Annotated in this window: 22 protein-coding genes and 1 tRNA gene; 15 read left to right on the plus strand and 8 right to left on the minus strand. The window is 38.8% G+C overall.

What is annotated here, in order from left to right; genetic code table 11:
• Genes TLET_RS02675 through TLET_RS02695 form a run of 5 tightly spaced genes read right to left on the minus strand, consistent with a single transcriptional unit; the run spans nt 1 to nt 3,057 of the window.
• A complete protein-coding gene (locus TLET_RS02675) occupies nt 1-951 on the minus strand; it encodes a gluconeogenesis factor YvcK family protein (protein WP_012002570.1) in 951 nt (316 codons plus the stop codon).
• Nucleotides 948-1,784, minus strand: coding sequence for an RNase adapter RapZ (rapZ, locus tag TLET_RS02680; RefSeq protein ID WP_012002571.1), 837 nt, complete (start codon nt 1,782-1,784; stop codon nt 948-950). The genes TLET_RS02675 and rapZ overlap by 4 nt, the downstream gene beginning before the upstream one ends.
• Nucleotides 1,717-2,553: a glutamate racemase gene (gene murI / locus TLET_RS10625; protein ID WP_012002572.1), complete on the minus strand. Its 837-nt coding sequence runs from the start codon at nt 2,551-2,553 to the stop codon at nt 1,717-1,719. The genes rapZ and murI overlap by 68 nt, the downstream gene beginning before the upstream one ends.
• Nucleotides 2,550-2,819, minus strand: a complete 270-nt coding sequence (locus TLET_RS02690) for a hypothetical protein (RefSeq protein ID WP_012002573.1) — start codon at nt 2,817-2,819, stop codon at nt 2,550-2,552. The genes murI and TLET_RS02690 overlap by 4 nt, the downstream gene beginning before the upstream one ends.
• Nucleotides 2,797-3,057 carry a hypothetical protein gene (locus tag TLET_RS02695; RefSeq protein WP_012002574.1) on the minus strand — a complete coding sequence of 87 codons (261 nt, stop codon included), beginning with the start codon at nt 3,055-3,057 and terminating at the stop codon, nt 2,797-2,799. The genes TLET_RS02690 and TLET_RS02695 overlap by 23 nt, the downstream gene beginning before the upstream one ends.
• A 68-nt stretch (nt 3,058-3,125) precedes the next feature.
• On the opposite strand from TLET_RS02695, the gene hutH reads away from it, so the two are divergent.
• From hutH to ispF, 7 genes are all read left to right on the plus strand, one after another.
• Nucleotides 3,126-4,649: a histidine ammonia-lyase gene (gene hutH, locus TLET_RS02700; RefSeq protein ID WP_012002575.1), complete on the plus strand. Its 1,524-nt coding sequence runs from the start codon at nt 3,126-3,128 to the stop codon at nt 4,647-4,649.
• Complete coding sequence (locus tag TLET_RS02705) at nt 4,642-5,886, plus strand: TM0106 family RecB-like putative nuclease (protein ID WP_012002576.1); 1,245 nt, start codon at nt 4,642-4,644, stop codon at nt 5,884-5,886. Before hutH ends, TLET_RS02705 begins: the two co-directional genes overlap by 8 nt.
• A 62-nt stretch (nt 5,887-5,948) precedes the next feature.
• Nucleotides 5,949-7,397, plus strand: coding sequence for a radical SAM protein (locus TLET_RS02710; protein WP_012002577.1), 1,449 nt, complete (start codon nt 5,949-5,951; stop codon nt 7,395-7,397).
• Nucleotides 7,398-7,433: 36 nt separating this feature from the next.
• Complete coding sequence (locus tag TLET_RS02715) at nt 7,434-7,997, plus strand: TetR/AcrR family transcriptional regulator (RefSeq protein ID WP_012002578.1); 564 nt, start codon at nt 7,434-7,436, stop codon at nt 7,995-7,997.
• A gap of 35 nt (nt 7,998-8,032) precedes the next feature.
• A tRNA-Ala gene (locus TLET_RS02720) sits at nt 8,033-8,108 on the plus strand.
• A gap of 57 nt (nt 8,109-8,165) precedes the next feature.
• On the plus strand, nt 8,166-9,518 hold the full coding sequence (dnaB, locus tag TLET_RS02725; protein ID WP_012002579.1) for a replicative DNA helicase: 1,353 nt from the start codon (nt 8,166-8,168) through the stop codon (nt 9,516-9,518).
• On the plus strand, nt 9,511-10,002 hold the full coding sequence (ispF, locus tag TLET_RS02730) for a 2-C-methyl-D-erythritol 2,4-cyclodiphosphate synthase (RefSeq protein WP_012002580.1): 492 nt from the start codon (nt 9,511-9,513) through the stop codon (nt 10,000-10,002). The genes dnaB and ispF overlap by 8 nt, the downstream gene beginning before the upstream one ends.
• Here the strand turns inward: ispF and TLET_RS02735 are convergent.
• Genes TLET_RS02735 through TLET_RS02745 form a run of 3 tightly spaced genes read right to left on the minus strand, consistent with a single transcriptional unit; the run spans nt 9,973 to nt 12,360 of the window.
• Nucleotides 9,973-10,752 (minus strand): hypothetical protein, encoded by a 780-nt coding sequence (locus TLET_RS02735; RefSeq protein WP_228369031.1) that lies wholly within the window; start codon nt 10,750-10,752, stop codon nt 9,973-9,975. The two genes, ispF and TLET_RS02735, sit on opposite strands and share 30 nt — an antisense overlap.
• Nucleotides 10,676-11,479 carry a Cof-type HAD-IIB family hydrolase gene (locus TLET_RS02740; protein WP_012002582.1) on the minus strand — a complete coding sequence of 268 codons (804 nt, stop codon included), beginning with the start codon at nt 11,477-11,479 and terminating at the stop codon, nt 10,676-10,678. The genes TLET_RS02735 and TLET_RS02740 overlap by 77 nt, the downstream gene beginning before the upstream one ends.
• Nucleotides 11,476-12,360: a phospholipase D-like domain-containing protein gene (locus tag TLET_RS02745; protein ID WP_012002583.1), complete on the minus strand. Its 885-nt coding sequence runs from the start codon at nt 12,358-12,360 to the stop codon at nt 11,476-11,478. Before TLET_RS02745 ends, TLET_RS02740 begins: the two co-directional genes overlap by 4 nt.
• Before the next feature lie 30 nt (nt 12,361-12,390).
• Between TLET_RS02745 and TLET_RS02750 the strand changes: the two genes are divergently transcribed.
• From TLET_RS02750 to TLET_RS02785, 8 genes are all read left to right on the plus strand, one after another.
• Nucleotides 12,391-13,005: an MBL fold metallo-hydrolase gene (locus tag TLET_RS02750; RefSeq protein WP_012002584.1), complete on the plus strand. Its 615-nt coding sequence runs from the start codon at nt 12,391-12,393 to the stop codon at nt 13,003-13,005.
• Nucleotides 13,002-13,481, plus strand: a complete 480-nt coding sequence (locus TLET_RS02755) for a DUF3242 domain-containing protein (protein ID WP_012002585.1) — start codon at nt 13,002-13,004, stop codon at nt 13,479-13,481. Before TLET_RS02750 ends, TLET_RS02755 begins: the two co-directional genes overlap by 4 nt.
• Nucleotides 13,475-14,167, plus strand: coding sequence for a glycerophosphodiester phosphodiesterase family protein (locus TLET_RS02760; RefSeq protein ID WP_012002586.1), 693 nt, complete (start codon nt 13,475-13,477; stop codon nt 14,165-14,167). The genes TLET_RS02755 and TLET_RS02760 overlap by 7 nt, the downstream gene beginning before the upstream one ends.
• A gap of 65 nt (nt 14,168-14,232) precedes the next feature.
• The gene (gene murB, locus TLET_RS02765; RefSeq protein WP_012002587.1) at nt 14,233-15,087 is read left to right on the plus strand and encodes a UDP-N-acetylmuramate dehydrogenase; all 855 of its coding nucleotides are present in this window, start codon (nt 14,233-14,235) and stop codon (nt 15,085-15,087) included.
• Entirely contained in the window at nt 15,084-15,668 is a 585-nt protein-coding gene (locus tag TLET_RS02770; protein WP_012002588.1) for an IMPACT family protein, read from the plus strand. The genes murB and TLET_RS02770 overlap by 4 nt, the downstream gene beginning before the upstream one ends.
• Entirely contained in the window at nt 15,665-16,201 is a 537-nt protein-coding gene (locus tag TLET_RS10630; protein WP_012002589.1) for a tetratricopeptide repeat protein, read from the plus strand. Before TLET_RS02770 ends, TLET_RS10630 begins: the two co-directional genes overlap by 4 nt.
• Nucleotides 16,201-17,517: a phosphoglucosamine mutase gene (locus tag TLET_RS02780; protein WP_012002590.1), complete on the plus strand. Its 1,317-nt coding sequence runs from the start codon at nt 16,201-16,203 to the stop codon at nt 17,515-17,517. Before TLET_RS10630 ends, TLET_RS02780 begins: the two co-directional genes overlap by 1 nt.
• Nucleotides 17,514-21,632, plus strand: coding sequence for an acyl-CoA dehydratase activase (locus tag TLET_RS02785; protein ID WP_012002591.1), 4,119 nt, complete (start codon nt 17,514-17,516; stop codon nt 21,630-21,632). The genes TLET_RS02780 and TLET_RS02785 overlap by 4 nt, the downstream gene beginning before the upstream one ends.
• Nucleotides 21,633-21,651 lie beyond the last annotated feature (19 nt).

The following is a 21,651-nucleotide window of genomic DNA, read 5'->3' on the forward strand; positions in this document are numbered from 1 at the left end:
TCAGCTTCCCCTTTCCAAAAGTTTCATGATTACTTTTGCAAGTAATTGTGGATTGTGCCTTGCTTTTGGTCTGGTATCATTGAGTTCGAATTCTATCGTCAGCAGAGGTTCAAATATATAACGCTCATCCACATCACCATTCGACAAAACAGGTTCTGCTAATTCCCTGGCATAAGAATTCAAAAGCTTTTCAGGTGGCATCAAATTATTTGCGATGATAAAATCAACCCTACTTCTAAGATATTTCTCTAATTCTTTTACATGATCTTGCAGGCTCAGTCCTGCTGTCTCGCCTGGTTGAGTCATTATGTTTGCAACGTATATTTTAATGGCTTTTTCGTTGCTGTTAATTGTGTCAGCAACATTATCCACAAGAAGATTAGTAATCACGCTTGTATAAAGACTGCCTGGGCCGAAAATAATTGCATCCGCATCAGATAGTGCGTTAATAACCTCATCCAGGGCTTTAACCCTTTTGTTTAGTTTAATTGATATTATTTTGCGTTTTTGCCTCACAATCTCAGTTTCTCCGATTATCTCGCTACCATCTTCATATATAGCGATCAATCTGATCAATTCTTCGCAAACAGGGAGAACTTTTCCTTTTATAGCAAGTATTTGCGATGCAAGTTTGACAGCTATGCTAAAACTTCCAGTCATTCTGGTCAGGGCAGCTAATATTATATTCCCAACGCTGTGATTTGACAGTGTACCATTTGTCTTGAACCTGAAAGAGAAAATTCTGCTCATCAAATCCTCGTCTTTAGCTAATGCAATTATATTGTTCCTTACATCACCTGGAGGAGGCATCTCCAGTTCTTCTCTGATTATTCCAGAACTCCCTCCTTCGTCAGTAACCGCAACTATTGCGGTTAAATCTACCCCAGTATTTTTCAATCCTCTCAGCAAAACTGAAAGACCTGTTCCCCCGCCTACGGCGACTACCTTCATTTATTCACATCCCTGTGTTCAACGTAGACATAAAATCTATCTTTAAGTATTTTTGAGAGTTTTTCGGCAACATAAACTGATCTGTGTCTTCCGCCGGTGCAACCTATTGAAACTGTCATGAATGGTCTGCCTTCACTTTTGTATCTTGTGGCAGCAATATGTAAAAGCTTGTAAGTGTACTGTATAAAGTCCTCAACTACGGGATATTTGGAAAAAAAGTTTACTATTTCTTGATCTGTACCATTTAACTGTGCCAGCTTGCGATCATAATATGGGTTTGGTAAAAAGCGTGTGTCGATTATAAAATCAGTGTCGGCTGGTAATCCGTACTTGAAGCCAAAACTTCTTATTCTGATAACAAATTGTGCTTCTTCTTTCAGCAGAGATCCTATTTTTTCTCTGAGCGTATGGATGTCAAGACCTGTCGTGTCTATAACTACAGACATTTCTTTCATATCTCTGAGCAATTCTTTTTCTTTTGAAATAGCTTCTTGCAAGCTCAATTGCCCTTCCAACGGGTGACGTCTTCTCGTTGTGGCAAACCTTTTAAGAAGTTCTTCATCAGAAGCTTCCAGAAATAACACGGTCACAATGTTACTGTAATTATCTACAAGTTTTTTAATAGCCTGAACTGCGTTACCCAGCTGAGCGCTCCTGATATCCACGACAAGTGCCACTTTGTCAATAGATGAACTTGAGAGCAACACCATGAAATCGTTCAGAAGAGCTGGCGGAAGGTTGTCTATGCAAAAAAAACCAATGTCTTCAAGAACTCTCGCTACTGTACTTTTTCCCGCTCCAGACAAACCTGAGACTACCAGTATTCTCTTCATGATTTTTCTCATCCTCCAAGTCAGTGAACTGCACAGTATATGGAAGTTTCAGCAAAGTTTGGTATTTTGAGATCTTCGTATGAAATGAAAGCGGGTCCTGAGTCACGAAAAAGCTAATTTTTCCGATGATTTTTCCATCTTGTCGGCAGCTCAGCCAGATATTTTTAACCAAACTCTCGGCAGGATCGTAAAATCGTAATTTAGGAAAGATCGTCTGAATTTTTTCTATAAGAAGAGGTAAATGTGTGCATCCAAGAATTACCAGATCGGCATTTTTAAATGGTTCGAAACATTCTTTAATCTCTATATCTGCTTGTCTACCATGAACTTCATTGTTTTCTATAAGTTCGACAAGTTTCTGGCATGGCCGTTGAATAATTTTGCTTATTCCTCGATTTAATAGTAATTTTTCATATATACCACTTTTGATTGTCAGTTCTGTTGCTGCAACCCCTATGCATTGCGCAGAGGAAAAATTGATGTCAAAATCAAGTATCCCGAAATAGGGAGGTATTCTGGCTGATAAACTGGATAGTTTAAGGACAGCATCTGCAGTGTTGCACGCAGCAACAATACAATCTGCACCCTGTAAAGCGAGAAAATTTATTATCCTGGTTACCCTTTCGAAGATCTGCTGATGAGTTTTAGTACCGTAGGGAGCATAAAGTGTATCTGCAACATACACATATTCATTGTGCGGCATATATTCTACCAGCTTTTGCAACACAGTAAATCCACCTATTCCAGAATCAAAAACTCCTATCTTCATGATTTACCTTCCTCTTTTTCACTGAAAAATGATTTTATCTTGAATGTCAAATGGTTTATGATTTTTTCAGACCTTATCTCATTCAAAAGGGCATTTGTAAGCATCACGAGCAATATTTCATCTGTTTCTGCCTCTTCGACGATATTTTTTATCTGAGAATATTCTGTTTGGAGACGATTCAGAACGTTCAGTAATTCCTCCTCTGTGGCATCTGTGACTAAATCATAGTTCTTATCGTCAAGTCTAATATTCACGCTTTTCTTCATAAACACTCTCCGTGACATTAATCATGTTCTGAAGTTTTTGAATCAGAGAATTCATGGAGTTTCTATAAGTTTCAACAAGGGTTTCGAGTTCCCTTTTCTCTTTGTCAAGTTTTTCGATTTTGCTTAAAGCTTCGTTAATTTGTTTCCATAATTGTTCATTTTCTTCTTTTGCTTTCTTGTGCTCTTCCAAAAGTTTGTCTACAAGCTTTTCAAGTTCAGCCAGCCTGTCCAAATCCATTCACCCCTTGAAATTAAAGTATATCACAACTGTTTTTGCTTTTCGATATACTATGATTGGAGGCGAACATGATGATAGAAATTGGTGGTTCTCGATTAATAGTTTCTGATGTTGTTAAAGTTGCCAGATATTGTGAAAAAGTAGAACTTTCTCCTGAATCTATAGTGAAGATGCAAAAAAGTCGCGAAGTGGTAGAACAGATATTGAAAGAGGAACGAGCTATCTATGGTGTGAATACAGGTTTTGGGGCCTTTGCCAATGTTAAGATACCAAAAGATGATCTGTTGCAAATACAGAAAAATATCTTGCTTTCTCATGCATGCGGTGTAGGCGAACCATTGAGTGAAGAAATAGTCAGGGCGATGATGCTGATAAGGGCACATTCTCTCTCTCTTGGTTTTTCCGGAGTCAGACCTGTGATAGTCAAAAAACTCTGCGAGTTTTTGAACAAAGGAGTAACTCCATATGTCCCATCAAAAGGATCAGTTGGTTCAAGTGGAGATCTTGCTCCACTTGCCCATATTGCTCTGCCTCTAATTGGCGAAGGATATATTCTCAAAAACGGAGTTAAAGTCCCAGCTAAGGAAGTTCTGCTCGAAAAAAATATAGATCCTCTTATTCTTTCAGAAAAAGAAGGTCTGAGTCTTGTAAATGGGACTCAAGCAATGGCAGCTATTCTTTCGATTGTGGTGAATGATGTAGCCAATTTGATTTATCTTGCTGTGCGTGTGGCTGCTTTGGTTGCAGATGTATTGATGGCTTCTCCTGATGCGTACGAGGATATCGTATGGATTTCAAGGCCACACAGAGGTCAGAAAATCGTTGCCAAATTGATGAAAGAACTGTTTGAAGGTAGTCAAATCAGGGAGTCTCACAGAAATTGTTCACAGGTTCAAGATGCTTATTCTCTCAGATGCATCCCACAGGTCTATGGAGCTGTCCTGGACTGCTTAGAATATGTAAAAAAGATTGTCGAGATCGAACTGAATTCAGCTACAGATAATCCGCTGGTTTTTGGTGAAAAAATACTGTCTCAGGGGAATTTTCATGGTGAACCTCTGGCTCTATCAGCTGATTTTCTTGCTATATCTCTGTCAGATTTCGGCAATATGGTGGAAAGACAGATAGATAGAATGGTGAACCCGAAAGTTAATGCGAATTTGCCTCCCTTTTTGGTTATCGGGGACGAGGGAACAAATTCTGGCTACATGATATGGCAATACACAGCAGCGGCCCTTTGCAATGAAAATAAAATTTTGTCTCATTCAGCATCGGTGGATACGATTCCAACAAGTGGTTATCAGGAAGATCATGTCAGCATGGGAATGAATGCTTGTCTAAAATTGATGAGAATATATGAAAATATAATCTCGCTTGTCTCTATAGAGCTAATGTGTGCTACTAGAGCTCTGCAACTTAGAAGGCCTCTCAAGACATCACCAAAAAACGAAGAATTGTTTGAATCAACAGTACCATTGATTGATAAAGTTTCGGGCGATAGTTTTGTTCAGGATCAATTTGAAAGGATCAGATCATTTGTTTTAGAGAAAACCAGAGTTGTTATGAATGAATGGTGGAGAAGTTATGAATGAAAATATCTGGTTTGATGACATTGAACAGTTTCTCGTCTGCCCAAGGAGGTATTGCATAGAAAAAACATCCAGAAATTATGAACGTATACCAGACGAACAGAAAACAAGAGAATTGATGAAACTAAAATTTTCTATCGAAAAACCTGTAATCTCCGCCGATCTTTTCGGGAATACCCTCATCTCATCACCCGACGCGATAGTTCCCCATGGAGAGATGTGGAAGATTTTAATGAAAAAAACTGCCAAAAGATTTAAGAAGAAGTATTTGCTGGAAGCAGCTTTTCACGGATATGTTTTTTCAAGCAACGGATATATAATTTCTCAGGTTATTGTTGAATCGCCTTATTTTAGAGCAAGTATAGACTGGAAAGAAGGCATCCCTCATCTTTTTAGTGTTATAGAAAACATTGTTTATTCACAGATGGACGATCCTCCCGTGCCAAAACCTGTTTCTCAGTGCAAAACCTGCAGACACGTTCTTGAATGTACAAAAATACTTGTTAAAGAAGGGAGTTTGTTAGCGATACACGGTTTGAACAGCAAATTGAAGATGAAATTGATTGAACAAGGTGTGACAGATCTTCCGGATATTTTATCGAAAGATATAGATTATATCTCTATAGATACTGTTGAAAAACTCAGGAAAAAGGTGACCGCCTTACTTGAAGATAAGGTTCTGGTCATATCCCAGTATGACAGGTTGGAAGAAGGTGTTTTTCTTGATATAGAGTCACACCCACTGAAAGATTTTGATTACTTATTTGGTGTGCTTGTTGACGATAAATATATTCCCTATCTCTGTGAGTCAATAGAAGATGAATACAGAGTTTTTGGAGAACTCCTCGATTTTCTTGATAGAACAAGTGGTCCCATATATCATTATTGTCCATATGAACCTTCTCGATTTTCCTCTCTTGTGAACAGATGGAGTGATTTGGGGACTGTATATAGAAAGATAAAGACAAGATTTGTCGATGTCTATCAAATTTTAGTGAAACATATTGCTCTTCCTCTTTTCACATACTCACTGAAAAGTGTAGCACGCTTTTTGGGTTATCAATGGCGCACAAATCTCGATGGTCTAAGAGCTTCGAGATATTATCAATTATGGCTTTCTACACGTGATCAGGAATATCTCGATATTCTCCTTGAATATAACGAAGATGACACGCGTGCTACAAAGCTCGTGGTGGAAAAACTAAATTACTTTCGAAATCAAAAAGTAATTTACAGATAATCAAAAAGTAATTTTCTTGCTCCATAATTTGACTGACCAGTCAGTAAAAAGGAGGTAAAACTATGGCGGTTGTGGGAGGAGTTAAAGGATTGATTTATAGACAGGCTGGCAAGCTTGTTTCAATGGTCTTAAAAAACACCGATGAAGAAGGATTGTACAAGTTATTTTCAACACTCAGCGCATTTACCAAGGAACCATCTAAGAGTGGTCTGAAAAAACTTGCAATCATGGCTAAGGAAAAACATCCGATGATTACCAGCTGGGTTAACGTATTCAGAAGATCAAGTCCAAAATGTGTTGAGAAGATCATAAACAATTTGATCATCAATGAATTCGCAATAGGAGAACCAGTCAGACAGCAGAAAATGCATGACCACAGAGTTGTTTTGCCGAAACTTGGTGTTATAAGCCCCACTTATGCTTGCAATTTGAACTGTGTGGGGTGTTATGCGGGTCTTTACGGCAGAAAATACGAACTGACAAAAGAAGAGGTTAGCAAAGTTATACAGCAAGCCAATGAACTTGGAATCTATTTTTGGGTTATCACCGGCGGAGAACCTTTTTACTGGCCATATTTAATGGATATCCTGGAGGAATTCAACGATAATTACTTCCTGATCTACACCAATGGCACTCTTATCACGGAGGAGATCGCAGAGAAACTTTCGAAGCTTGGGAATGCTACACCGGCAATATCTGTGGAAGGTTTTGAGCTCGATACAGATTGGAGAAGAGGTAGAGGCGTCTTTAAGAGCATTATGGAAACCTGGGATAGGTTGAGAAGACATGGGGTACCTTTTGGAGCATCTATAACTGCAACAAGAATGAATCACGATACCCTTATGAAGGATGAATTCTGGAAATTTTTGGAAGAGCAGCAGGTTGTTTATGCATGGGTCTTCCAATATATGCCTGTTGGAATTAATGCATCGATGGATCTTGTTCCAACACCACAACAGAGATACGAGAGGTTCTTTAAAACTGATGAAGTCAGGCTTGGTGGAAAATTTGCATTTGTTGCTGATTTCTGGAACCATGGATTTTTGACACATGGATGTCTTGCAGCAGGTTCAAAATACTTCCATGTAAATGCAAAAGGTTATGTCGAACCGTGCGTTTTCCAGCAATATGCAGTAGATAGCATCAGAGAAAAGTCGGTGCTCGAAATTTTGAAATCCCCATTCTTTGAATCTTATAAGCGTATGGTTCCTTATTCAAACAACCTCTTCAGACCATGCCCAATCATAGATAACCCGAAAGTTTACAGAGCTATGGTAAAACATTTCAATGCAATACCCCAGCATGAAGGATCAGAAAGAGTAGTAGAAGAGTTAGCAGAAGAAATTGACAAATTAGCTGATGAATGGAAAGTTTACGCCGATAAATTATGGTATGAACAAGGCTATATAGACAGATATCCCGTTAATCGAGGAATATACAACTACGAGACACGCATGAAACGCTATGCAAATAAAGAAGAAGCCCTTGCTGTTGATAAAAAAATGAAGTGAGGAGTTGCTCCTCACTTCATGGCAGGGAGTGAAAAAATGTCCGATGCTCGTGAAAAGATTCTTCAAGCTGCCAGGGCCGCATTTTCAGAAAGGGGTTTTGATGGCGTTAGTGTCGAGGAAATAGCGCATCGTGCCGGAGTAAAAAAAGCGCTCATATACTATTATTTTTCCAGCAAGGAGACTCTTTTTGAAGAAGTATGGAATAATGCGCTTGAAGAACTTGAAAAACACATTTTTAAGGAAATAGAAGGAGAAAATTATTATATTAAGAAAATAAAGCGCTTTCTCAAAGCCTATGTGGATTTTGTGACGAGCAGAAAAATTCTCTCAAGAGTCATAGAAAGAGAAAAACCTGCTGTACTTAATGCTGCGAACAGTGGAGAAACATGGTCGAGGTTAAGAGACAGATATAATGTTTTTGTGGAAAGAGTTGCAAAGTTGATCGAAGAGGGAAAAGAGAACGAATTGATACATCCGGATATAGACCCCAAAGCAGCGGCAAAGTTGATTGCAGAAGCAATGAGTGATTCAACATCCGACCCTCCGATAGCAGAGTCGTTACAACTGCTGATTTTGCGTGGATTGATAAAAGAAAGTTGAAATTTGGCAGTGAAGGTTTTATAATCTATTCTGCTGGGGCCGTAGCTCAGTCGGGAGAGCGCTACCTTCGCAAGGTAGAAGCCGTGGGTTCAAGTCCCATCGGCTCCACCAACGGGGCGAACAAATGCCCCGTTTTTTGTGTTAGATTTTAATTGGAGGTTGGTGATTATGAATTTAGTTCCCCCACACAATCTTGAAGCAGAAGAAGCCTTGTTGGGAAGCATTTTGATTGATCCCAGTGTTGTTAACGATGTGATGGAAATATTGAAAAGTGAAGATTTTTACTCAAAGAAGCATCAAGTCGTTTTCGCAGTCATGGAAAGATTGTACGAAAGAGGAGATCCAATAGATATATTATCTGTGTGCGAGGAGCTGAAGAAAAACGGCCAGATGAAATTTGTCGGAAGTGATCTGGATATCGCAAAACTTGCGGAATCCGTTCCAACATCAGCTCATGCCATGCATTATGCCAGGATAATCAGGGACAAATCAATTCTCAGAAGCTTAATAGAAGCTGGCAGGAGTATTGTTGAATCTTCTTACGAGGAAAGGGAAGTGGATGAAATTCTTGACGAAGCAGAAAGGGTGGTTTTCGAAATAGCTGAATCTCGTGCAACAAAGACCTACAACCATATTGGAGCGATTATGCATCAAGTTTTTGAGAATCTCGAAGAGCTACGAACAAGGAGTTCGAATGTTCTGGAACCTGGAGCAGTGGTAAGTGGACTTCCAACAGGGTTGAAGTCTCTTGATAGGCAGACTACAGGTTTCCACAAATCGGACCTTGTAATTGTTGCGGCGCGACCATCAGTCGGAAAGACGGCCTTCGCGTTGACTATTGCACGAAATATGGCTGTGAAATTCAATTTATCAATAGGTGTATTCAGTTTGGAAATGTCGAAAGAACAACTTGCTCAGAGATTGCTTTGCACCGAATCCAGTGTGGATTTACACAAACTCAGGACGGGTTTTCTTACCAACGACGAATGGGAAAGACTCACGATAGGAGCATCGAGATTATACAAAGCCAATTTGATAGTTGATGATGAACCATCGCTGGACCCAAGAACACTCCGTGCAAAAGCCAGAAGAATGAAAAGAGAATACAATGTTGATGCAATTTTTGTTGATTATCTGCAATTAATGCATGTACGAGGAGGTTCGTCTGAAAGCAGACAGCAGGAAATATCTGAGATTTCGCGATCCTTAAAGTTGCTTGCAAGGGAGCTGAATGTGGTTGTAATCGCACTTTCGCAGCTCTCTCGTGCCGTTGAATCCCGAGAAGACAAAAGGCCTCGTTTGAGTGATTTACGTGAATCTGGCGCAATAGAGCAAGACGCAGATACGGTGCTCTTTATATATAGAGATGAATATTACAAGAAGAGCGATCGAATACATGAGCCTCATGAGGCAGAAATAATCATCGGTAAACAGCGAAATGGCCCGATAGGCACCGTGGTTCTCATGTTCGAACCGAAAACAGCCTCGTTTTACGAGATGGAGAGGATGCCGGATGAATGACCTTCGTGTTGGCATAGGTACGGACAGACATCCTTTTGTTGAAGGAAGAAAATTGATTCTTGCAGGTGTGGAGATAAACTCATCTGTGGGCCTTTTAGGTCACTCAGATGGTGATGCTCTATGCCATTCATTGATAGATTCTTTGCTTGGAGCAGTATGCTTGGGGGATATTGGCCAGTATTTTCCAGAAACTGATGAGTGGAAAGACGCTTCGAGTATTTTCTTGCTTGAAAAAATTATTGACATGATAAGGGATCAGGGCTGGGAAGTTGTGAATATAGATACGATTGTTACCTGTGGTAGAATCAGACTTTCTGATTACAGAGACGATATGATTAAAAATTTGTCGAAGATTATGAATATACCTGAACAGAGAATCAGTGTAAAATTCAAAAGTGCTAACGGGCTTGGTTTTGAATCTCAAGATGGGGTTTCCGTGTTGACTATATGTTTGTTAAGGGGCCCTTCCAGTAGGAATTCTTGAGCCGCGAATCACCTCTTTTGCTTGTTCAAGAAGCCATTCTTCATTTGAAAAGACCAGAACACCTGTTTTTGAGAAAGGCTGGTTCACATTGATAATTTCTTCTGATCTGCTTAAAAGAACAATAGCACCCTCAAGGACTTTTTTTCTTATTTGCTCAATTTCTGAAAGATTTACCTTGGTATCTATTCTTAGATTCGGCAATTTTCCTTTTACAGAGCCATCAACCAAGACGAAAACTGTTTCATAACCCAGATCTATCAGTTTTTGAATCTTATTTTCACTTTCCACAAGGGATGGATAAATTGCTTTTCGATTCACTAAGGCCCTTACAACTTCTGCATCTATATTTCCTGTAGCATTCACCACTGGAATAACGCCGCTGTTTACAAAGCCTTCAGCAAGGTATGTGATAACCTGTGCGGTAATATATGGAGAACGGGAAATTCTATCAACTGGATTGGGATCGAGCTCATCAAGTGTGTCAAGTGTACCGAAAGCAACATAATTAAAACCGTATGAACGTGCAACCATCCCGGCAAAATACCCCACATCTCTGGCTATATCAAGATTCTGATTGCACCCCATACTTAAAAGTGAGATGTCTTTCAAAAGAACCTGAAGAGGTACATTTAGTAAACAATCAGCGTGAACATATTTGAGCTGTGTGCAAATATCAATTCCAAATGCCTCGCTCAAACATATCAATGATAAAAGTACCAGGACCACCTTTTGTGTTATCCTCAGTAACAAAATCAGCAACCTCCTTAAGTGATCTGGTTGCATTGTTGACAGCCACTTTTACTTTAACAGACATCAACAAGGGTATATCGTTGTCATTGTCTCCAAATGCGGCAGCTTCGTATAAGTTCCAGTTTTTTTCTCTTGCCAGTATCTGAAGAGCTCTTCCTTTGTTAATCTCAAATGGAACAAAATCAAGATAATTTTCAAACGATTTGAAGATTGAAAGATTGGGAAAACTTTCTCTCAATTTTGGTATAACAGGCTCCAATCTTTCCGGGCTGTCGATTGCCAGTATTTTCGTGGGGGCATTTTTTCTCACTGCTTCTGCCAGATCTGGTACTACTGTTAGCTCAATTTGTGAATGATCACTGTAAGCTTTCGCAAAGTCATTTTCTTCCTCGACTACGAGTTTATCATTTATATATGCCTGCCTGTGGATTTTCAATATTCTAAGCACTTTAACAACTTCCTCGGCCGTTTCTGGGTTGATCCTTATATCAAGGATCTTACCTTTGTTTTCGATCCAAACAACAGATCCATTGTAAGCTATTAAAGAAAATTCCCTGTCAAAATAACGGCGCAATAATTTTGTGATAGACGGGAGCATTCGGCCACTGGCAAAAACAATTTCTTTTCCTCTTTCCAGAAGTAATCTGATGGCTTCAAGATTTTTCGGATGGATATCATGTGAGTCCATCAAAATCGTTCCATCCAGATCAAATATGAAGATTTTCAGAACGGTTCACCTCTCTCCCAAATAGTCTCAAAGTACTCCATATATTTTTTCAGAACATTCCTGTTCTTCAAAACTATCAGCATCTCGGCGTTTCTTGAATACCCGCTTTTTGTTGCGTTCGCAGAGCCTGTTAGAACAGTTTTGCCGTCGATTATAAATAATTTGCTATGCAATGTCATATCTCTTATAACTCTCGTTTGTATGGCTGTGAATGGCAGTTTGCATAAATTTGAGTTATTAAGGAACCATTCATCGACTAATAATCTTACACGAATTTTTTTGCTTGAGAGTATCTTCAACGTTGCCCACACTGACGGATGAGTCAGGGCATACATGGCCACATCGACGCTTTTCTTGGCTTTTGAAAGTTCACACAAAACTGTTTCCTCAATATTGGTTGTTGTTGCATAAAGATCATCAGATCTCAATCGTATTTTCCCAAAAAATCCGTTCCAGAGATCATCAAAAAAATTCTGAAATTTTGCCCCCATATTTGGATCGTTGATTATCAGAATATCATTAAAAGATCTCTGTATACTATGAGAAGTAAAATTCGCTGATCCTATTATTGAAATCTTCTGATCAACCAGAATCACCTTCAGATGAAATAACGAACTCTCAGCATCGATTTTCAATGGTATGTTACTCGCATATAATGGTGTTTCTGAAATAACTTTGACATCCACTCCTCTTTTTACTGCTCCTTCAAGTGATTTTATTATAGACGGCTCATCAATTGAAAATGTGCATATCGAAATACTGTATTCGGCTCTTTCAAGAATACTCACTATGTCGATAGCAGACATAGGTGTAAAAATAACCTCTATAGCTACAATCAAACGTGCTATTATTAATAAACAAAGGGTAAGATGCCTGATCATACTAATCAGATTATACAGGAGGTAGATATCATGATTCATGAAATAAACGAAATTGTATCTCTTGTTTCAACAGGCCCTATAGGAACAAACACATATATCTTGAAAAATTCTCCAGTGATTGTTATAGATCCAGGTTTTGGGATAGGGCATCATTTAAAAGAAGAGTGTGTGGTTTTGTTAACCCACAGCCATTATGACCACATATGTGGCTTGAATGAAATAAAAGTTACGAAAGTTTATGTTTCTGAGGAAGATCTTCAAGGTCTTGGTGATCCATCAGTCAATAAATCACGCTTTTTTGGAAACTCTTTCGTTTACGATGGATCTTTTGATATATTTCAGGATACTCTGACAATAGGTAAATGGCATTTTGATGTTATAAGAACTCCCGGGCATACGAAGGGTTCCGTAGTCCTTTCAACAGATGGGATGTTTTTCACTGGTGATACAATTTTTATGGATAGTATAGGCAGAACAGATTTCCCGGAATCTGATGAAAAAAAGATGGTAGAGAGTATAAAAATGCTTTTGAATATTTTTAAAAAAGTTGATCCGGATTTATTGGTTTTGCCTGGACATATGGAATGGGGTAAAGTTAAAGAACTCCTGAAAAGAAACTATTTTCTAAGGGAGGCGCTGATTTGAAAAAGACTTTGATTGTGCTGCTTGTTTTGTTCTTTTTCTCAAGCTGTATGATCAGGCCAATTTACGTTCCACCAAGAGTTTATTCGATAAGTTCTGCTGTGAAATCTTTGCAAGATTCGTATTTGCTTGTTTTTGTTGAGGAAGTGGATGGATATGGCCCCGTTGAGGCAAAGGGCGTGGTTGCAAGCTATGTTCACGATGGAAAGAATTACCTTTTCTACGGATTCAAATTTTATGACGAGTCACCAAAAGTGTACTGGAAGAAAATCGTTAAGGAAATTGGAATATGGAGTTCACGTACCTACTTTGATCTGTTAAACAGTGGGTTATACAGCTCAAAGAAAGACGGAAAGTATATAGTAGTCTGGTGGAAAGATGTGTGGATGTTTATCGTGGAGTCATCCTCAAATGCGGAAGATTTTGCAAATTATGTCATGAACTGGTTCGCAAAATTAGGAGGTAGCGAGGGATGGTAATATTGGCGCACAGGGGTTATTCGGCAAAGTTTTTTGAGAATACACTGACAGCATTTAAAAAAGCTTTTGAATTTGGGGCAGATGGAGTGGAGCTTGATCTGAGGTCGACCAGAGACAATCAGATTGTGGTTGTTCACGATGATAATCTCGAGAGATTCTGTGGAATAAACGTAAAAATTTCCGATCTTAACCTTAGAGAACTCAGAGAGTATAGTCGCGAAGGTGAAAAAATTCCATCGTTCGAAGAAGTGCTTTCAATAATACCACCTGGAAAAATTTTGAACGTTGAGTTGAAAGAACGTACGCCAGCTGAGAGCGCTCTGCAGGCCGTGAGAAAGTTGTTCTCGCCTCAAAACACAATTGTTTCCTCTTTTGATCATGATCTGATATCTTTTCTCATCAAACGTCATCCGGATTTCAAATTTGGTTTTCTTGTTGGAGAAGAACTTCGAAATGATCCAATTGGTTTGATTCGCTCGCTGCTTGAAGAAAAGCCTTACTCGATTCATCTTCCTGTTCAGCTTGTTGATTACCCACAATACTTCGAATCTATTTGCACGGCTATAAAATCGAAAAAGGTAGATATTTACATTTATACAGTTAATGATCCGGACAAATGCGTAAGGTTTGCAAATATGGTTGATGGAATCATAACAGATGAGGTTGAAAAATTCGTGACCTTATAGATTGATATTTCTGAAAACACCTGCTATATAAATATGATGGACAACAAAAGAGTATAATTATCCTGATGGAAAGAGATTTTTGCGAAATAAAACTTGACGAACCTCTAAAATATCATACAAGTTTTAAAATAGGTGGTCCTGCCCGTCTGTTCGTTGTTCCAAACTCAATCGAGGGGCTGATTTGTGCTCTGAGCCATTTCCCGGATGCGAAAATCCTTGGAAGGGGCACGAATATCCTGGCTCCGGATAGTGGTGTCGATGTTGTAATAAGCACAGTCAATTTAAATAAATGTTTTGTTGACGATGAATTGATTGTATGCGAGTCAGGAGCGTCATTGTTTTCGGTTTGCAAAAAGGCATCTCATAACAGTCTTTCAGGACTGGAATTTGCTTATGGTATACCGGGCTCCGTTGGTGGAGCAATATATATGAATGCAGGAGCTTATGGTGGTCAGATTTGTGATGTTGTGGCATGGGTTGAAGTTTATGATGGTGAAAAAGTTATGACCTTAGACAGATCGCAGCTCGAGTTCAGTTATAGAAAGAGTATTTTCCAGAGAACACGATGGATGATACTCAAAGCCGCTTTTAAATTGAAAAAGGCCGATATGAATGAAATAAATAATGCTATGGAAGAAATAATGACCAGAAGGATGGAGTCTCAGCCTATGGACATGCCAAGCGCAGGCAGTGTTTTTAAAAAACCGGGTGAAGATTTCTATGTTGCCCGGGTGATAGAAGAAATCGGGCTAAAAGGGCTGCGCGTTGGAGATGCACAAATATCTACAAAACACGCGGGATTTATAGTGAATCTCGGGGAAGCCAGATCGTCTGATGTATTGAAATTGATCGAGATAATCAGGCACCGTGTTAAGGAACATTGTGGTATTCAGCTGCAGTTAGAGGTGGAAATCTGGTGAATGGTTTTTATACAGTGGCAAAAGAGGGTTCATTCAAATTAAATGTGAAACGTTCGCTATTTTATTCTCATATTTTCGAAGTCTCTAATAATGAGAGTATTAGAGAAAAAATAAAATATTATAAGCAAAAATACATTGATGCAACCCATGTATGCTGGGCATACAGGCTTTACGAAACAGATGTGATTGAATTCTCTTCAGATGGTGGCGAGCCAAGTGGGACAGCAGGATTACCCATTTTGAATACTCTGAAGAAAAATAACATGATGAATACTTGTTGTGTGGTGGCTCGATATTTTGGTGGTGTAAAACTTGGTGTAAGAGGATTGATAGATGCTTATTCCGAGGCAGCTTATCAGGCTTTGAAAGATGCAGGAACGGTTGCACTGGTTTTGATGTATGAGCATATCTTTCGTTGTGATTACGCCAAAGTGAGTGATTTGATCAGATCGATTCAAAGTTTGAGTGGGAGGGTTAAAAACATCGAATATTCAGATGATGTAGTTGTTTCAGCAATAATTCCACAAAGATTGGATTACCCCGATATTGTCAGTGTAATCAAAAAGCTGGTGAAGATATGAATAGAGAGAAGTTTTTTCTGGTTTTGATGTCTATTTTCGCTATATTGTTCGTCATAGCGTTTTTGAATAACCGCGCGATGGAATCTTCTTTGGCAGAGTATCAAAAAATGATCAGAGCATATGAACTATACACAAATGGTTATTATGAGGATTTTTTTCATTATATTGAGCAGAACAATTTGCAAAATCTGACATATCTGAAGTCCTTAAAAAGGAATTACAGTGAATTTTACATAGAGGGATTGAAAAAATGCGTATCCGGTGATTATGAAGTAGCTATAGATTATTTCAAAGAATCGCTTGGAAATGTTGAAATTAGTAATCCACTTTACACTGAAATTTTGTATTATCTTGGGCTTTCTATGATAAACGCTGAAAAATATCAGGAAGCAGAAATTACACTTGAAAGACTTCTGGATTTTAAAGATTCCATATACGCTCAAAAAGGCCTAAGGCTTCTGATAAAACTGTATACAAAAACGGGGAATCTGGACAGAGCAAAAGAAATCGAAAAACTCATGGAGGTGGAATAATGAGGAAGCTTTTCGGAACCGATGGAATCAGGGGAGTGTATCAGGTTGATTTAACAGAAAGCATGGCTTACAAACTTGGATTTATTCTTGGCAAGAAATACCGTGGCGGTAAATTTCTCATTGTGAGGGACACACGCGAATCGGGAATGGCAATAGAAGAAGCAATTTGTGAAGGACTTTTGAAAAACGATGTGGTGGTTTTGCGTGGCGGGATACTTCCAACACCAGCGGCTGCTCTGGTGACAAGAGTTGAAGGCTGTTTTGGTGTGGTAATTTCAGCATCACACAATCCTTACTTTTACAATGGTATAAAGCTCTTAAAGAGTGGTTACAAGCTTTCAGATGAAGAAGAAATTGAAATAGAACGAGATTTTGAAAATGAAAAAGAACTGAATAAAACCAGATGTGGAAAAGTAATGAACTTTGCCGAAGCTCTGGATATATATGTGAACGCAATTTACGATATGTTTAAAGACATCGATTTTTCCGGTTTAAAGGTGGCAGTTGATGCTGCAAATGGTGCAGCTTACAGAACAACGCCAATTGTTTTGAACAAACTTGGAGTAAAAGTTTCGTGTTTTGCAGATCAGCCGGACGGAAGAAATATAAATCAGGGTTGTGGCTCTCTTTACCCTTCTTTTCTTAAAGAGAATATCAATGATTTTGATCTCGGTATTCTTCATGATGGGGATGCTGATAGGTGCATTTTTTTGACCAGAAATGGTAAAGAAATACACGGCGACAAAACGATGGGTGTTCTGGCTGATTGGATGAAGCAAGAATCGAGGCTCAAAAATGACATAGTTGTCGCAACTGTAATGAGTAACCTTGGCTTAGAAATTTTTCTGAGCCAGCGTGGTATAAAATTGATTCGAACAAAGGTTGGAGACAGATATGTTTTGGAACAGATGATATCACTTGAAGCCAATTTGGGTGGTGAAAGATCAGGGCACATCATTTTTCTGGATCGCTCAACGACAGGTGATGGATTGATAACAGCCATAGAGTTTTTAAGAGTGATGGTTTTATCCGGGAAGGATCCGTGTTATCTGGAATCGATGGTTATTGATTATCCACAGCATATGATTAATGTTGATGTTACAGATAAATCTGTTGCAGAGCACCCAAAATTAAAAGAAAAGATAGATCAATTTCAAAATGATGGCTATAGAATTATTGTGAGACCTTCTGGAACAGAACGGTTAATCAGAGTTATGGTAGAGGGAAAAGATGAATCGTCTGTAAAAAGTGTTGCTGAAGAGCTGGCAGAGTTTGTTAAAACAATGAGTTTCCTTGGAGAAGGTGAAAGTGTGTGAAAATAGGTTTGTGTTTGGGTTCAAGCAGCATTTCACTTTATTGTGATGAGATGCTGCCGATATGGGTCCAGCACAACGGAGATCCCTTTTCAGTACTTTCGAATTTGCTCAGAGATTTTCCAGATTCTATTCAGATTGCTTTTACTGGTCGAAAACTTAGAAGAAAGTTCAAGGTTCCTTCTTTGCCAGAGTCGGAAGCCTGCGAGCTTGCATATTCCAGTCTAAAACGAAAATATGGTGAATATCAGGCCATAGTAACTGCTGGTGGCGAAAATTTTGTCCTGTACAAACTTGGTAGCGATGGAAAAATAGCGGGTATTTATACCGGGAGCAAATGTGCTTCTGGAACAGGGGAGTTTTTCTTACAGCAAATAAAGAGAATGGGAATAGACCTTGGGAGTATAAATTCATTCACATATGATGGTTTATACAAACTCTCATCGAGGTGCACTGTTTTCTGCAAAAGTGATTGTACTCATGCTTTGAATAAAGGTATACCAAAAGAAATGATACTGAATGGACTTGGTAAGGTTATGGCCGATAAGATTCTTCAACTCGCCAGAGCGGCGAAAGTTGATAAAGTTTTAATTGTTGGTGGAACCACAAAAAATCCACTTATGTTAAGGCATCTTGAAAACCAAATTGAATTCACTGTACCGGAGGAAGCCACCTACTTTGAAGCGTATGGCGCATATATATGGGTATCTATGGAAAATCCACCCAGAATCGGTAAAAGCCAGTTATTTGATTTTAAACGTTCTTCAGAATTTCCTCGTCATCCACCTCTTTCTCAATTTGTTGAGCTGGTAGAATTCAAGTCGATGGACATGGGGATTCCACAAATTGATGACGAATGCGTTCTTGGAGTTGATGTGGGTTCAACGACCACGAAAGCAGTTGTTGTAAGGATCAGTGATAAAAAAATTCTTGCCAGTAGTTACCTCAGAACACTTGGTGATCCGGTAAATGCTTCAAAAAACTGTTATAGGGAGATATTATCACAGCATCTACCTGTAAAAATAGTTGCAGTTGGCGTAACCGGCTCAGGAAGAAAAGTTGTGGGATTACACGTGCGAACAGAAGCAGTTTACAACGAAATCATGGCTCATGCTAAAGCCGCGGCATATTTTGACCCAGAAGTTGATACTATTTTCGAAATAGGGGGTCAGGATGCAAAATATACATATTTAAATGAAGGCGTTCCTTATGATTATGCAATGAACGAAGCTTGTTCTGCGGGAACAGGTTCCTTTCTGGAAGAAGCCGCGCGGGAAGCTCTGGGAATAAATTACACAGATATAGCCGACAGGGCTTTGAGAGGGAAAAACCCTCCCAATTTCAGCGATCAGTGTGCAGCATTTATTAACAGTGATATCAAGACAGCCATTCAGGATGGTATTTCTTCTGAGGATATATGTGCTGGCTTAGTCTATTCAATATGTATGAACTATATGAATAGGGTAAAAGGAAACAGACCTGTTGGCAACAAACTTTTTGCGCAGGGAGGAACATGCTACAACAAAGCTGTGCCCATAGCTTTTGCGGCACTCACCGGTAAAAGAGTTGTTGTACCTCCTTATCCGGGGTTGATGGGAGCTTACGGCGTGGCTCTGATAACAATTGAAAATTTACAAAAAGGTATCCTCAAAAAAAATCTGTATGATCTCAAAGAACTCGCAGATCGCCAAGTGAAGTATTTGAAACCGTTTGTTTGTAAAGGCGGCAAAAGTGGATGTGATAGAAAATGCAATATCAGTGTGATAGAAATTGATGGTAAGCGGGTACCTTTTGGTGGCTCGTGCAATTTATATGAAAATATCAGGGAAAATAGAGTAACCGATGATACACTTGATTTTGTCAAAAAAAGAGAAAACCTTCTTTATTCGATTCCTCGTGTTGAAAATGCGCAAAAAAGAATAGGATTGAGCCGTTCATTTGCTATGAATAGCTTGTTTCCATTCTTTTCGGCTTTTTTTGCTCACATGGGATTTGAGATTGTTTTACCTGATGAACCTGATGAACATGCCAAAGATATCATGGGAGCAGAGTTTTGTTTTCCTGTCGAACAATCCCATGGCTTTTTGATTTCATTGCTCAGAAAAAAACCTGATTATATTTTTATTCCAAAAATTAGAGCCATAAAAATTGACCATTCGAGCAGTAAAGGTGTCTTTTGTCCATTTGTCCAAAGTGAATATGATTGGCTTAAGGCAGACATAAGTGAATTGGAGAATGTGAACATTTTAAGCTGCAGGATAGATTTCACAGAGAAACCTGACAGTGTTATCAAATCTTTGTATAAAATGCTTGAAAAAGCTGGTTTTAAATTGCGTGATGTTGAGAGAGCATATTCAGCAGGTATGCAAGCCCAAAAAAATTTTGGAGAGAAATTGAAGGAATTTGGTGTTGAATTTCTCAAAAAAGTCAGAGAGTTTGGAACGGGAATAGTAATTTTTGGGAGATCTTATAATGCCTTTCTGAGTTATGCCAATCTCGGAATTCCAAAAAAGATAGCAAGTTATGGTTATCCTGTTTCGAGTTTTGATATGTTGCCATTTGAAGATAAGAGTGGTTATGAAAACATGTACTGGGCATGGGGAGAAATGATATTAAAAGCAGCAAGATATGTCAAAAATATGCCAGATCTTTACCCTGTTTATATAACCAATTTTAGCTGCGGGCCAGATTCTTTTGTAATATCCTATTTTAAAGAAATAATGAAAGGCAAGCCGGCTTTAATTCTTGAGCTTGACAGCCATACAGCTGATGCAGGCATCGAAACACGTCTGGAGGCTTTTTTTGATGTGATAAAACATAGAAAAACGAAAGTTGAGAAACCTGCAATTAACAGCTTCATGGAGGTGAAGGTGGATAAAGCAGGTGTTTTTATAAAAAAAGATGACATGGTAATTCCATGGACAGATAGAAGGGTAAGACTTGTATTTCCAACAATGGGAGCGTTTGGCGCATCCTGTTTAGCGGCATCCTTTGAACACTTTGGTGTGCGTACACATGTTTGTCCAGAAATGGGAGAAATTGAATATAAGCTTGGCCGGGGGAATTCTCTTTCGAAAGAATGCCTGCCTCTGCACCTCACACTTGGTAGTTTGATAAGATATATATCTATCCGTCCAGAAAATGAGATAACTCTGTATTTTATGCCACAGACATCTGGGCCGTGTAGATTCGGGCAATACAACGTTTACATGAAATTATGGCTCAGGCAAAACAAAATCTCAGATGTTGCATTACTATCTCTGAACTCTGAAAATGCATACGGAGGTCTTGGGATAAACTTCACTATCAGGGCGTGGATTTCTATACTTATATCTGATCTGTACTCAAATATTGAAAAAACTATCTTAGCACTTCATCCCGATAGAGAATTTGCATCAAAACTCGTACAAACTCACAAGAGTGAAATTGTTAAATCGTTAAGAAGTCAAGATATATCAGGAATATTTAAAACATTAAAAAATATATCTACTGATCTGATCGAAATGAATCTATCAGAAAAATACAAAAATGCGCCAAAGGTTCTGTTAACCGGGGAAATATATGTCCGGTGGGATGAATTCAGCAGAAAAAAACTGGAAGATTTGTTTGCGTCATATGGCGTGGTTATGCAAGTATCCCCAATACATGAATGGATATATTATACTGATTATATATTTATGAAAAAATTGACAAGTAAAGATGCTCCTTTCTGGCAAAGAATAAAAAAGGCTTTAGAAATAGCTGTTAAGAGATACTTTGAAAAAAGAGTAAAACATATTTTCGAAGCTGCGGGTTTGTGCGATACAAGAATGTTGAATATAAATGAAATAATGGCGAATGCTTCTTTGCATCTTGATCCTGCTCTGACCGGAGAAGCGATCCTCACAATTGGCTCAGCACTCACAGAGATTGGAAAACATTACGAAGGAGTCGTTGCTATAGGACCGTTTGGCTGCATGCCAAGCAGGATTGCTGAAGCTATAATCAAGAACGCTTTAGAAAAGAGAGAAAAAAGATATCCATTTATAGCCCTTGAAGTTGATGGCAATCCATTCACGCCTTCTGTTGAAGCCAAGATAGATGCTTTTATTTCGCAGGTCAAATCTTTGAGAAGATGATATATTAACGAGAGGTGAG

Source organism: Pseudothermotoga lettingae TMO (assembly GCF_000017865.1).
Taxonomy (GTDB): domain Bacteria; phylum Thermotogota; class Thermotogae; order Thermotogales; family DSM-5069; genus Pseudothermotoga_B; species Pseudothermotoga_B elfii.